This is a genomic window from Paraburkholderia sp. A1RI-2L (genome assembly GCF_048957375.1).
In the GTDB taxonomy this organism is placed as follows: Bacteria; Pseudomonadota; Gammaproteobacteria; order Burkholderiales; family Burkholderiaceae; genus Paraburkholderia.
The window spans coordinates 2,380,889-2,394,511 of sequence record NZ_JARBTA010000001.1 but is presented as its reverse complement, the minus strand read 5'-3'; the positions used below and the strand labels follow the sequence as shown (position 1 = coordinate 2,394,511).

Below are 13,623 nucleotides of genomic sequence, written 5' to 3'. Positions count from 1 at the left end.
CTTTGCCGCCGGTGACCCGCGCGCCGATTGCTGCGCTTGCCCAGATGCTTCGCCTGACGCTGTTCGCGTGCTTTCTGTTTTGCCTCGCGATGGGCGGTCCTGCGCGCGCCGGGCAAACCGGCGCGGCGCAGTCCGCCGGATCATCGGCCCACACACCGCTCCAGTCGGGCCTGACGGTCGATTTCTCAACCCCGGCGAGCGAGCCGGGTGTTTTTCCCAAGGTGCTCGTCGTCGGCGTCGTCGCGGGAGGCTGGGCGCCGTTCGAGCTGCTCGAAGGCAACACTTTGAGCGGCTTCAGCGCCGACTATCTGCGGCTCGTCGTTGGCTCGCGGGTGAAGCTCGTGCCGCGCGTCTATCCCAATATGACCGCGTTGCTCGCGGGCGCGTGCGCCGCTGAATTCGATATCGTCTTGAGCCTCGCGCGCAACGTCCAGCGCGAGCGCTGCCTCGCGTTCAGCGTGCCTTATCTGAGCGGTAATGTTGCACTCGTCACGCGCGTGGGCAACGAGGCGATCGCCACCACGCCCAACCGCTTTGCGCGCGCGCGCATCGCCGTCGAGAGCGGCTATGTCCTCGAACCACTGTTGCGCGAGCGCTTTCCGCAAGCGCAAATTCTTGCGTTTGCCGACACGAGCCTGTCCATGCATGCCGTCGCCGAGGGCCGCGCCGACGTCTACGCGGGTTTCGCGCCCGCCGTGCGCTATCAGCTCGCCCGCCACAACGACTACCGCGGTTTGCGGGTCGCCTACGAGGAGCGCATCAAGGTGCGCGAGCTGCGCTTCGCGGTGCCGGTCTCGAAGATGGCGTTGCGCGATCGGTTGAACCTGGCCGCAGGCGGTGTGCGGCCAGCCGTGGCGGCTGCGCTGCGGGCGCGCTGGCTCGACAGTGCCGAGGGCGCTGGATTCGGTGCGGAGCGGCATTCGCCGCCGTTCGTCCTCGACGCCGGCGAGCGCGCATGGCTGCGTTCGCTGCCGCCGTTGAAGGTGGGAATCGACACGGACTGGCTGCCGTTTAGCCATGCGAGCCGGCGCGGGGAAGTCACGGGCATGGCGAGCGACTACCTCAATTATCTGAGCCGCAAGCTGGGCGTGAGTTTTGAGCGCGTGCCGGCGACCAGCTGGCCGGATGCGGACAGCGCGTTCCAGCGTGGCGAATTTGCCATGCTGGCGACCACGGTGGGCGATGGCGGATTGCCCGCTGACACGCTCTATACCCAGGCCTTCGAACGCTATCCGCTCGTGATCGTTGGCCGCCGAGACGAGCCGATGGCGCGCAGCCTGAACGATTACGCCGGTCGCCGGGTGGTGCTGGCGCCGCACGCGCCGGCGGCGCAGGTGCTGTTTGGCGAGGTGCCGCTCATGAGCGCGGTGCGCGCCGACACGCTCGCACAAGGGCTCGCGCTGGTCCAGCGCAACGACGCGGACTTGCTGGTTGGCGACGCCGCGGCACTCGACGGACCGCTCAGCCGCCAGTACCTCGAATCGCTCAAGGTGGTGGGCGCGATCGGCACGGATGGCGCGACGGCCTTCGCGGTGCGCACCGACCTCGCGCCGCTCAAGGCCCTCATCGACCGCGCGCTCGACGCGATGTCGCCCGTCGAGCAGCAGGAGATTCGCAACCGCTGGACGGCGGTGGCCGCCGAGCGCAGCGGCGGGTGGAGCGTCAATGCGCTCAGGCTCTTGCCGCTCCTGATCGCGTTCGGCGTGGTGCTGCTCGTGACGCTGCGGGCCTACGTGCTCTTGCAGCGCGAAATGCGCCGCCGCCGCCGCGCCGAGCACGTGCTCGCGAAGCAGGTCGAGTTGCAGGACACCATGATGGAGATGATTCCGTACCCGCTAGGTGTGCGCGACCTCGAAAACCGTTACCTGTCGGTGAATCGCGCATACGAAGAGATGACCGGCGTGCGGCGCGGCGAGGTGCTTGGCCGCACCGGGACCGCGGTGGCGGCGTGGGGCGCGGAAAACAGTCTGCGGGTGGACGATCTCTACAAAAAGACGCTCGAAGAAGGCAAGGGCCAGCGCATCGAGTTCGTATTCGACGGCCCGGGCTGTTCCGGCGCACCCGAAGCCGGCAAACGTCACGGCATCTTCTGGACACGCCTGTGCCGCGACGCACGCAATGCGCCGCTGTGCGTGCTCGGCACGATGATCGACATCACCGAGATTCGCCGCGCCGAGATGCGCGCGCGCGCGTCCGAACGGCTGCTCTCGGACGTCACGCGCTCGCTGCCCGCGATCGTATTTCAACTGCGGCGCGGCACCGATGGCCGCTACGCATTCCCATACCTCGGCGGCGACACGCAGCGTTTGCTCGGCGACGCCGCCGCGCAACTCATGCGTGCGAGCGCGCTCGATCTCGCGCGGGTGAATCGGCGTGATCGCGCGCGGCTTGCGGCGGCGCTCGAACGATCGGCGCGTTTGCTCACGCCGGTGAACACCGAATTCCGCTTCCACGGTGCGGCGGGATTGCTCTGGGTGCGCGCGGAATTCGTGCCGCGGCGCGGCGAAGACGGCACGGTGGTCTGGAGCGGCTACGCGGTGGACGCGAATGTCGAGCATGCCCGTGCCGACGAACTCGCGCGCGCGCGCGACCTTGCCGAGGCCGCGTCGCGCGCCAAGGATGACTTTCTCGCGATGATGAGCCACGAGATCCGCACGCCCATGAACGGCGTGCTCGGTCTCGTGGAGGTGCTCGAGCGCACGCCGCTCAATCCCGATCAGACGCAGATGGTCCGCATGGTGCACGAGTCGGCGGGCGCGCTTTTGCAGATCCTCGACGACCTGCTCGACTACTCGAAGATTCAGGCCGGGCGCCTCGCGATTGCCTCGGAGCCGTTCGACATGCGCGAGCTCGTCGACAACGCCGTGGGCTTGCTGGCGGGGCGGGCGCACGAGAAGGGACTCAAGATGCGCGTGGACGTCACGGCGAGCGTGGGGGCGCTGCTGCGCGGCGATAGCGTGCGTCTGCGGCAGATTTTGTTCAACCTGCTCAGCAATGCGATCAAGTTCACGCCTCATGGGGAGGTGAGCGTGAGCGTGACGGCGCGCGACGTGGCGAGCCCGCGCGGCAAGGCGCGGCGCCAGCGCATCTCGATCACGGTGACCGACACGGGTATCGGCATTGCACCCGAGGCGCAGGCCCAGCTTTTCGAGCCGTTCGTGCAGGCGGAAACGTCCACCACGCGGCGCTTTGGCGGCACCGGACTGGGCCTGACGATCAGTCGCAAGCTCGCGGCCCTGATGGGCGGCACGCTCGAGTTGCGCAGCGAGGTCGGCAAGGGCACCAGTCTCGAACTGCATATCGAATTGCCGCTCGAAGCGCAGGCCGGCCACGCGAACGGCTTGCGCGGCAAGCGCGCGCTCGTGGTGTGTGACGATGCCCGCGTGGCCGGCGCGCTCATGCATTTCGGCGTGTCGCTCGGCATGAAGATGACGCGCATCGAATCAGGCCCGCGCGGCCACGCCGCCATGCGCAAGCTGACGGCCCATGGCGGCGTCGATCTCGTGTTCGTCTCGGAGGCGCTCGCGGGCGTGTTCGACGGGCTGGGCGTGCCGGTCGTCTGTCTGACCGAGAATCCCAAGCCGAGCGGCTACCGGGTGGTGGAGAGCGGTGTGCGGGTGAGCGTCAATCCGCTTTCGTGGCGCGGTTTAGGCGCCGCTTGTGCGATGGCGCTCACCGGTCTGCCCGCGGTCGCTGTGCGGCCCGCGCTGGCGGCGGAAACGGTGCTCGCGGCGCCCGATCGCGAGAAGGAGCGCGCGGCGGGGCGTCTGATTCTCGTCGCCGAGGACCATCCGGTGAATCAGGAGCTGATTCGCCATCAGCTCGCGCTGCTGGGCTTTGCATGCGACGTGGTCGACGACGGTGCGCAGGCGCTCGAGGCGCTGGAGAAGGAGTGCTACGGTTGTTTGATAACCGATTGCCATATGCCGAATGTATCGGGCTATGACCTTGCGCGGCGGATACGCGAGGTCGAAGCGGCCGAGGCGCGCAAGAAAGGCAAGGCTGCGTGCGCGACGCCGCGTCTGCCGATTCTCGCCATCACGGCGAACACCGCGCCCGAAAACTTGCGGCTGTGCCGCGAGGCCGGCATCGACGAGTGCCTCATTAAGCCCACGCGTGTCGCGACGCTGCGCGACCAGCTCGCGCGCTGGTTCGGCGCGGAGAACGCGCTGCGTGTCGCGCAGGAGCAAGCCGCGCCGTGTCCGCGCGCCGGCGCCGGAACGCGCGACGATGCCGCCATGTCGGACGAAGCCGGCGAAGCGGGCGTGGCCGAGCCGCTCGATCTCGCGCATATGATCGAGGTGTGGGGCAGCGAGGCGACGGTGAAGACGTTGCTGGGCTCGTTCGTCAGCGCGATGCGCGACGATCTGGATTTGCTGCCGGAGTTGTTGAAGGACATCGACATCGCGCGCCTGCGCGAATGGCATCACCGGCTCGCGGGTGCGGTGGGCGTGCTGCACTATCCTGCACTGCTCGCGGTGCTCGAAACCTGGCGCGCTCACATGAACACGCATACGTCGGAGCAATTGCGCGAGGAAGGGTTCGCGCTCATCCGCACCTGCCACGCGATGCTCGACGGCATCGAGCAGCAGGCTGCGTTGCTCGCCTGAGCGCTCCGCCTGCGCACGGACCGGGCCACGGGCGGAAAGCCGGCGAAAAAAACGCGGCCGAAGCCGCGTTCAAGGTTGGAGACCCTTCGATGAAGAGTCACTTCTCGCAAAAGAAAGCATAGTTCGCACGCCGCCAGAAATCGAGATAAAAGCGATCAATTATTTATTGCCGGATATCTCGGTAATCGTCTGGCGAGAAGCGTCCTGGCCGCGAAACCACTCGACGGTGAAGTCCACGAACGTTCGCGTTTTCGCGGGGATGTGACGTCGCCCGGGATAGACGAGCGAGAGTTCCTTATCGGCGTCGCGGATCTGGTAGTCGTCGAGCACGCGCACGAGCGTGCCCAGCGCGAGATCGGTGTCCACCTGGTTTGCCGGCAGGATCGTGATGCCCATCCCCGCGAGAGCCGCCTGACGCAGCATCACCGAATTGTTGACGGCATAGGCCGGCTCGATCCGCACCGCCTCACGCACGCCATCGGCGCTCGCGAACTGCCATTCGTTGCCGTGAATGTCGATGGACGGCGCAAGCAGCGTATGGTGCGTGAGTTCTGCGGGATGCCGCGGTGCGCGGCGGCCGTCGAGATAGGCGGGCGAGGCGACCGCAACCGGCGTGACCGAAACGAGCGGACGCCGGATCAGTGTGCCGCCGCTGACCTGGCGCGGCGCGACAATGCCCACGTCGAAGCCTTCTTCGATGAGATCGACGGGGCGGTGCAACAGCGTGAGCGTGAGCCGGACCTGTGTGAATTCGGCGAGATACTGCTTGAGCAGGGGCGTGAGGTCATGCAGCGAGAACGAGGCGTGCGCGACCACGCGCAGTGTGCCCGAGGGCACAGACACGCCATGCGCGATCTGCGTTTCGACGCGTTCCAGGTCCTCGAGCATATGACGGCACGCCTGGGCATACGCGTTGCCTGCCTCGGTCAGCGAAATGCTGCGCGTATTGCGGTTGATGAGGCGGGTGTGAAGATGCGCCTCCAGCAGTGCGACATAGCGCGTGACAACGGCGTTCGAAAGATCGAGGCTTGCCGCAGCGCGACCGAACGAGCCGTGTTCGGCGACGCTCACGAATACGCGCATCGCCTGAAGCTGATTCATGGCTTTGGGTCGCATTGACATGGGGCTGACGGGATTGGCTGCGTTGAAGCGATGTTTTCCTGCGTACACATGAGGCTCGGCGCAGGACTGCGACGCGAGCGTTGCCGGATAGTACCGACAGGGCTATGCCCTAAGGAATGAGACTGTTCCTAAACCGTTAATTGTCTTGAATTAATTATGTTGCTGGGCGGCAACGTTATATCGGGATAGTGTGTGATCGATTCTCGCGCGCGTGAATTCAAGATTAAGCGCGCGCATTGAGTGGCAAGCGATTGCGGCGAGCGTCACGGCAGTATTCGACTTCTTCAAAAAAACTTTTGCCTTGGATCGGGATGGCTGGCTTGAAAGTGACGCCAATAAACTTTGGGCTGCGTATCAATGCGGCACTAACGTTTGCGGTGCTGTGGGATCAAGCGAGCCGGCGTATTGCCGGCGACGGCGTCTATTTTTGCCGAAAGGCTTTGCATCTAAGGAAGCATATGAAAAAGAGTCTGGCTATCGCGGCCGCAGTTGTCGCGACTTTCGCATCGGCGTCGTACGCGCAAAGCAGCGTGACGCTCTACGGCATCGTCGATGCCGGCTTCGTCTACACGACCAACGTGGATGGCAACACCAAATACGCTCTGGGCAGCGGCAACATTCAGCAGAGCCGTTGGGGCCTGCGTGGCACGGAAGATCTCGGTGGCGGCCTGAAGACGATCTTCACCCTCGAAAGCGGCATTAACGTGGCGAACGGCCGTCAGGCAAATAACAGCAGCCTGTTCAACCGTCAGGCTTTCGTCGGTCTCACGCAGGATCAGTACGGCACGCTGACGTTCGGCCGCCAGTACGACTCCGTGGTCGACTACCTTGGCCCGCTCATGGCTGTCGGCACGTGGGGCGGCACGTACACGGCACACGTGGGCGACAACGACAACGGAAATGCCACGTTCTCGCTGAACAACGCGATCAAGTACACCAGCCCAAATCTCTCGGGTTTCCAGTTCGGTGGCGCGTACGCGTTCTCTAACCAGGCAGGCTTCGCGAACAACCGCGCGTATAGCGCCGGCATGAGCTACGCCAATAGCGGCCTGCGCGTCGCTGCGGCTTACCTGCAGGCCAACAACACGGGCACCTTGAACAACCCCAATGGTGCGGTCACCAACGACCAGTTCGGCCTGTTCGGCAGCGCCCAGCGCGCGCGCGTTTGGGGCGGTGGCGTGAGCTATACCTATGGTCCTGCTGTCGGTGGCGTGGTGTTCACGCAATCGCGCCTGAACGGCTTGAACGACAACCTGTCGATCCGCTACAACAACATCGAAGCCAACGTGCATTACAACCTGACGCCGGCACTCGGCATCGGCGCGATGTACACCTATACCAACGCGAACGGTTCGATCCTCTCCAACGCGGGCGGTGGCCAAACCGCGCACTGGAACCAGTTCGGCCTGCAAGCCGACTACGCGCTCTCGAAGCGCACGGACGTGTACCTCGAGGGCGTGGGCGTTTGGGGTGCCGGTCAGGCTGCAGTGGGTATCACGCAGGTGGGCTACCAGGGCGCGGACAACTACTCGTCGTCGAAGAATCAGGGTATCGTCACGACCGGTATCCGTCACCGCTTCTAATGATGCGGGCGGCCCGGCTTCCGGGCTGCAGAACCCATTACGAAGAAAAGCAGTAGAAGGTAGTACTTGGGTTAAGAGCGCCGCTCGCGGCGCTCTTTTTTTGTCCCGCACTTTTCATTCCAGCGTTTTCATGGCCGTCGATCATGCCGGATCGGACGCCTTTTCCGGATTTGCTCTAGCATGTGACGAGGTGGCTGCCGCCTGATGGTGCAGCGCGCCACAACAAACGGAGAATTCCCATGAAAGCGCTTCGTCCGCTGCAGTTTGCTCTCGCCCTGTGTGTCCTTGCTTCCAGTGCCGCGTTTGCCGATACCGTTGCGCTGAAGGCCGATCTCGAACCTTCCAGCGAAGTGCCGCCGCGTGTGAGTCACGGCCACGGCATGCTCAATGCCACGTTCGACACCTCGACAAAATCGCTGAACTGGACCATCACTTACGAAGGCCTGTCGGGGCCGGTGACCGGTGCGCATTTCCATGGTCCCGCGCCCGTCGGCCAGAACGCGAACGTACAGGTGCCGATTCCGAAGGGTGAACTTGCCACTCCGATCAAGGGTTCCGCAACGCTCAACGAAAAGCAGGTCACCGATCTGATGGCCGGCCAGTGGTATTTCAACGTGCATACGCAACAGAACCCGTCCGGCGAAATTCGCGGGCAGGTGCTGCCGGCGAACTGAGCATCCGCTGGGTTGCGCGCGTAGTGAGCGCATTGCGAGGAGCCGTGCCCCATGAGTTTGCAAAGCAGGTTGATCTGCTGGTTCTTGCGCCGCAGCTTTCTTCCGGCGACGCGCGGCCCGATCGATGTCGCACGCGTACGCGCGCAAACCGCGAAACGCGTATGGCTGCCTCAGGTCCCCAAGGGTTGGCAATTACGCGAGCAGTATCGGGCCGCCAGCGAGCGCAGCGCAGCCGACGCGCCATCGAGTGGCGAATGGCTCGTGCGCGAGGGTGGGGCGCCGCGCACGATCCTCTATTTGCACGGTGGCGGTTATTACTTCTGCTCGCCGAAGACGCACCGTGCCATCACCTTCGGCCTCGCCACACGCGCCGAAGCCGACCTTTTTTCGCTCGACTATCGTCTTGCGCCCGAGCATCCGTTTCCGGCGGCACTGGTTGACGCAGTGGCTGCTTATCGGCGCTTGCTGGCTGACGGCGCGCGTGCCCAGTCGCTTGTGATCGCGGGCGATTCGGCGGGCGGCGGGCTCGCGCTCGCCACGCTCGTCGCCTTGCGCGACGCCGGCGATCCGCTGCCGGCCGGCGCGGTGCTCTACTCGCCGTGGACCGATCTCGCCGTCACAGGCGCGTCGATACGCGAAAACGACGGGCGCGATCCCATGTTCTGCGGCGACGTGTTCGCGCGCGTTGCGCCGCTTTACCTCGGCGAGACGAGCGCGACCGATCCCCATGCTTCGCCGCTTTACGCCGATCTCCACGGCTTGCCGCCGCTCTTCATGCTGGCGGGCAGCACCGAGACGCTGCTCGACGACACGCGCCGGGTGGCGGAACGCGCACAGGCTGCCGGCGTGAGTGTCGAGTGCAAGATCGGGCGCGGTCTACCGCATGTCTGGCCGATTTACGCGCCGTTCATGCCCGAGGCGCGGCGTGCGCTCGACGAGACCGCGCGCTTCGTGAAGCGCGTGACGACGGCCGACGACACCGCCCGTGCGCAGAAGAGCGCACACATGCAAACGGAGCCTGGGGCGGGGGCGCAATTGAGCACACCACCGGGCGCGCATCGAGCGGCTCAATCGAGCGTGACGTCGATCTCTTCGTAGGCCGCGCGGACGGTGGCTTCGCCGTAGCGCCGCTCGAGCCTGCGCACGGTGAAATGGCCGTGTGCGACGTTCTGGAAGTGATCGATGAACACGGTGTTCACCATGGCGCCGAGCACCGCGCCGATGGCCGGAATCGATTTCGCGGCCACCTGTTCGCTGACCTGCACGGAAAAGCGCGCGGCCACGGTCTGCATGAGCTTGAGCAGCGCAGTCGAGCCGTGCGCGGCGAAGCCCTTGGTCGCCATTTCCGACGACGCTTTCGATACCGCCTGCGCCAGCGCGCCGCGCACGATGAAGTAGCCGAAATCGGCTTCGTCGTCGGCGGCCGAGCGTCCGCCCATGCCGAACACGGTCAGGCACTGGAGTTGAGTGTCGGCGCTCGCGAGGTCCTCGCCTTCGCTGCGCGCGACGTCGCAAATCGAGCGGAACATTAACGTCGTCGTGACGGGTAGCTCCACCGGCAACGCGAACAGGCCGAACGCGCCGCCCGCCGCGCCCGTCGTGGCGACCGCGAACTTGTGCAGCAGGTTGCTCGGCTTCGCGCCCGGTGGGCCTGCGTGCTGTGCGATTGTTGTGGCGATTGATGTCGATTCAGCGGCTGCGCTTGCATCGGCGATCCCGGGCGCCCGCTCGCCCGGTTTGCCAAGTGTCTTGAGCGCCAGCTGCAGGCATTTGCGCAGCGCTGCCTGGGTGGCGTCGTTGACCTTGTCGTTGGCCACGGCGGGCAGCTTGGCGATCAGTTTCTCGACCGGCGCACCGACGATCGCGGCGAGCTTCATGCCGAGCGGCGGCGTTTCCAATTCGTGCTTCGCGCGCTTGAGCGCGGCAAGATCGGCTTCGGAAAAATCAGAATACGGCCCCATAAATCTCCCGGGAAAGCGGTTCGGCAAGTGCTCCTCGACGCCCAGTGTAGTGGATCGCATCGTGCTATGATTTCAATTCTTTGACGTATCAATCATTGCGGGATCAAAAATGGCCGTCCGTACTGCCGCCCATCATTCGAGCGGGCAGGTGCTGCCGTTCCGGGAGTCGCTGCTGGCGATGCTCGGCGTCTCCTTTGTGAGCATGCTGGTTGCACTGGACCAGACCGTCGTTGGCACGGCGCTGCCCACCATCGTCGCCGAACTGCGCGGCTTCGAGCTTTACGCGTGGGTCGCCACGTCCTATCTGCTCACCTCTGTCATCACCGTCCCTATTTTTGGTCGGCTCGGCGACTATTACGGGCGCAAGCCATTCGTGATCGCGTCGATCGTCGTCTTCACGGGCGCCTCGGTTCTGTGCGGCGCGGCCAACAGCATGATGTTCCTCGTGCTCGCGCGCGGCCTGCAGGGCATCGGCGGCGGCATGCTGGTGGGCACGGCGTTCGCGTGCATTCCCGATCTCTTTCCTGATTCGGTCGTGCGCCTGAAATGGCAGGTGCTGATGAGTTCGGCGTTCGGCATCGCCAACGCGGTGGGGCCTTCGCTCGGCGGCTTTCTCACGCAGTATTACGGCTGGCGTTCGGTGTTCTACGTGAACCTGCCGGTCGGGCTGCTTTCGCTGTTCTTCGTCTGGCGCTATCTGCCGCATTTGCGCCATGTCGTGCATAAGGAGCGCATGCGGCTCGATTGGCCAGGCGCGCTGCTGATCGCCGTGACGCTCGGTAGCCTGCAACTGTTCGTCGAGCGGCTACCCGCGCACGGCGTGACGTTTTCCGCGCTGGGCCTGCTCGTGCTGGCCGCGGCCTCGGGCTGGGCGCTGTGGCAGTGGGAGCGGCGCTGCCCGCAGGCGATCCTGCCCGTCGACATGTTCCGCAACGCGAGCCTCAACGCGCTCTTCAAGCTGGCGGTGCTGGGCGGCTTCACCATGTTCTCGCTGCTGTTCTATGCGCCGCTGCTGTTCCAGGGCGGCTTTGGCATGACGCCGAACGAGGCTGGCATGGTCATCACGCCGCTCGTGGTGTTCATCACGATCGGCAGCATCGCGAACGGACGCGTCGTGTCGCGCATCCGCAATCCGAACCGGATGCTCTACATCGGCTTTGGGATGCTCGCGTTCGCCTGCTTCGCGGTCGCCCTGGCGTCGCACAACACGCCGCGCGTGCTCTTGATGGCGCTGATGATCGTGGGCGGCATCGGGCTCGGCTTCGTGATGCCGAATCTCACCGTGTTCGCGCAGCAGACCGCGGGCCGCGAGCATCTGGGCATTGCCACGGCGCTGCTGCAGTCGTTGCGCATGATCGGCGGGATGTTCGGCACCGCGCTGACCGGCACGATGGTCACGCAGCTTTACAAGGGCGGCGTGCACAAGGCACTGGATGCCGATCACGCGACGCACTGGTTCGCCCAGCTCGCCGACCCGCAGATCCTCATCAACCGCGACGCACAGCACGTGCTGATTGGCGAACTCGCCAAGGCCGGGCACAATGGCGCGCCGTTGCTGGAGGCCGCGCGCGAGGCGCTGGTGGGCGCGATTCATCTGGGGATTGCGGTGGCTGCAGTGATCGCGCTGGTGTCGATCTGGCAGACGCGGCGCGTGCCGCCCATCAGGCTTCAGCGCAAGATCGAGCCCGTGATCCACGCCGACTGAGGGCTGGCGATGCGTCGGGACGCAGAACAAGGCAGTGAGGCACGCACGGCTCGCCGCCAGAGACAGGAAGACAGGCAGGAACACACAGCATGGAAACACAGGATCGCGTCGCCATCGTCCAGCAGTTCGGACGAACCTACCGCACGTTCATGTCCGCGTTCGAGGCGCAGGTGGGGCATCCGCTGCCGCGCTGGCGCATTTTGATGGCGCTGCATGAGCAGAATGGCGAGTCGTCGCAGAAGCGGCTCGTCGAGCGTCTGCGCGTGGACCCGGGCGCGCTCACGCGGCAATTGAAGCCGCTTGAGGCGCTGGGCTGGATCGCGCGCAGCGCCGACGCGCGCGACAACCGCATTACCAATGTGCAGCTCACCCAGGCGGGGCACGATGCTGTCGAGGCGAGTCTGCCGCGGCGCAACGCGTTCCTGAACCAGACGATGTCATTGCCTGACGATGCGCTCACGGCGCTGTCGAGCGCACTGCGGATGATGGAAGAACGGATTAGCGTGGCAGTGGCGCAAGCCGAGGCCGCCGAAGCGAAGGAAGGCGCTTGAGTCGAGCGCTCAAGTCACCGGCCATCAGCCGGCCAGGCTGCAAGCGCCTGGCCGCCGTGGGCCGGAGTGAATCGAACCGCAGAACGATCAGAAGAACGTTTCGATCACTTCCGTCACGCGATATTGCCCGTCGACCATCAGCACCTGGCGCCACCGGTCGAACGTGAGGCAGGGGTGCGAAATGTCGAAGCCGATCATGTCGCCGACCTTGATGTCCGCGCCGCCCGGAATCTGCAGATAGGCGTGCTGATCCATCATCTGGAAGATTTCCCAGCCCTCGTTCGCGGCGATTTCGCGCGGCATGCTTGCGCCATCGCGTGAAGGACGATAGTGGCGCGTCGGCTCTGGAAAGCCTGCGTCGAAGGCGGCGTCGCGTTTGCCGAAGCCGATGATCGCGCGCCCCGGCTCCGGAATCGACTGGACATAGGCCCACAACTGCAGCGCCGGCAGCAGCGCCACGCCCATCTCGCGCGCGACCGGATTGCGCGTGAGGATCTGCGACTGCGCCTGCTTGTAGACGCCCACGTCGTGCGTGAGATAGCAGCCGGGGCGCAGCACGACGTCGATTGTGCCGGCCTGCGAGGCTTTCGCGAATTCCTCGGCCACCACGTCGTACCATGCGGATCCCGCGCCCGAAAGCAGTGCCGGCGAACGCGAGAAGCGGCCGGCGGCGGCGAGTTCCTCGGTTACGTTGAGCGCGTCGCGCAGGAAGGTGCGCACCTCGCTCTCTTCCTTGAGGATGCCCTCGTAGATCTCCACGCCCGCGAGCTGGAGCGAATCCGGATAGCGCGCGATCGCGTCGATCACGGCGCGGCGCGAGTCCGCGTCGCGCACGCCGGTGCGTCCGCGCGGCACGCCCAGTTCGAGCAGCACTTGCAGCGTGCGATGCGAGGCGCGGAAGAATTCGCCCAGTTGCTCGACGCCTTCCACCGTGTCCACGAGGCAGAAAAACTCGAAATCGGGATCGCTCAGCAATTCGGCGATGATCGCCATGTTGTGACGGCCCACGAGCTGATTCGCCATCAGCACGCGCGAGATGCCGCCGCGATACGCGGCGCGCGTCTGATGCGCCGTGGCGAGCGTGATACCCCACGCGCCCGTTTCCATCTGGCGGCGAAACAGTTGCGGCGCCATCGTGGTCTTGCCGTGCGGCGCGAGCTTCACGCCGTAGTGCGTGACGAAGTCCTGCATCCACTTGAGGTTGTGCTCGACGCGGTCCGCATACAGGACCGCCGCCGGCAAGCTCACGTCCTCGGCGAGCAGATTCCATTCGAGGCGCGCAGCGTCGCCCAGCGGCACGCTTGCGCCCGGCAGGTTGCCAAGGCCCTTGCTGTTCGGGTCGATCGTTGCACTCTGATAGTTTGTAACTTTCATTTCCGTTCGCTCCATCTACGGTCCGTTGCGCCGGCCCGCAAGG

At 65.3% G+C, this 13,623-nt stretch carries 9 protein-coding genes; 6 read left to right on the top strand and 3 right to left on the bottom strand.

Annotated elements, in window-relative coordinates:
• Nucleotides 1-44 precede the first annotated feature (44 nt).
• Nucleotides 45-4,610: an ATP-binding protein gene (locus PWP93_RS10890; RefSeq protein WP_421044489.1), complete on the top strand. Its 4,566-nt coding sequence runs from the start codon at nucleotides 45-47 to the stop codon at nucleotides 4,608-4,610.
• A 159-nt stretch (nucleotides 4,611-4,769) separates the two neighbouring features.
• Here PWP93_RS10890 and PWP93_RS10885 read toward each other — a convergent pair whose 3' ends face one another.
• Entirely contained in the window at nucleotides 4,770-5,711 is a 942-nt protein-coding gene (locus tag PWP93_RS10885) for a LysR family transcriptional regulator (RefSeq protein ID WP_421042595.1), read from the bottom strand.
• A 479-nt stretch (nucleotides 5,712-6,190) separates the two neighbouring features.
• Here PWP93_RS10885 and PWP93_RS10880 point away from each other — a divergent pair, with 479 nt between their 5' ends.
• The 3 genes from PWP93_RS10880 (at nucleotide 6,191) to PWP93_RS10870 (ending at nucleotide 9,087) form a co-directional block, all read left to right on the top strand.
• The gene (locus PWP93_RS10880) at nucleotides 6,191-7,315 is read left to right on the top strand and encodes a porin (protein WP_421044488.1); all 1,125 of its coding nucleotides are present in this window, start codon (nucleotides 6,191-6,193) and stop codon (nucleotides 7,313-7,315) included.
• Between the two features lie 239 nt (nucleotides 7,316-7,554).
• Entirely contained in the window at nucleotides 7,555-7,989 is a 435-nt protein-coding gene (locus PWP93_RS10875) for a CHRD domain-containing protein (RefSeq protein WP_421022961.1), read from the top strand.
• Between the two features lie 51 nt (nucleotides 7,990-8,040).
• Nucleotides 8,041-9,087, top strand: coding sequence for an alpha/beta hydrolase (locus tag PWP93_RS10870; RefSeq protein ID WP_421044487.1), 1,047 nt, complete (start codon nucleotides 8,041-8,043; stop codon nucleotides 9,085-9,087).
• On the opposite strand, the gene PWP93_RS10865 is transcribed toward PWP93_RS10870, so the two are convergent.
• Nucleotides 9,057-9,950: an EcsC family protein gene (locus PWP93_RS10865; RefSeq protein ID WP_421044486.1), complete on the bottom strand. Its 894-nt coding sequence runs from the start codon at nucleotides 9,948-9,950 to the stop codon at nucleotides 9,057-9,059. The genes PWP93_RS10870 and PWP93_RS10865 overlap by 31 nt on opposite strands.
• A 109-nt stretch (nucleotides 9,951-10,059) precedes the next feature.
• Between PWP93_RS10865 and PWP93_RS10860 the strand changes: the two genes are divergently transcribed.
• Together PWP93_RS10860 and PWP93_RS10855 are read left to right on the top strand one after the other, a co-directional pair.
• Complete coding sequence (locus PWP93_RS10860) at nucleotides 10,060-11,655, top strand: MDR family MFS transporter (RefSeq protein ID WP_421022964.1); 1,596 nt, start codon at nucleotides 10,060-10,062, stop codon at nucleotides 11,653-11,655.
• 89 nt (nucleotides 11,656-11,744) lie between these two features.
• Nucleotides 11,745-12,206: a MarR family winged helix-turn-helix transcriptional regulator gene (locus tag PWP93_RS10855; RefSeq protein WP_421022965.1), complete on the top strand. Its 462-nt coding sequence runs from the start codon at nucleotides 11,745-11,747 to the stop codon at nucleotides 12,204-12,206.
• An 87-nt stretch (nucleotides 12,207-12,293) separates the two neighbouring features.
• Here PWP93_RS10855 and PWP93_RS10850 read toward each other — a convergent pair whose 3' ends face one another.
• Complete coding sequence (locus tag PWP93_RS10850) at nucleotides 12,294-13,580, bottom strand: amino acid deaminase (RefSeq protein ID WP_421044485.1); 1,287 nt, start codon at nucleotides 13,578-13,580, stop codon at nucleotides 12,294-12,296.
• Between the last annotated feature and the right edge of the window lie 43 nt (nucleotides 13,581-13,623).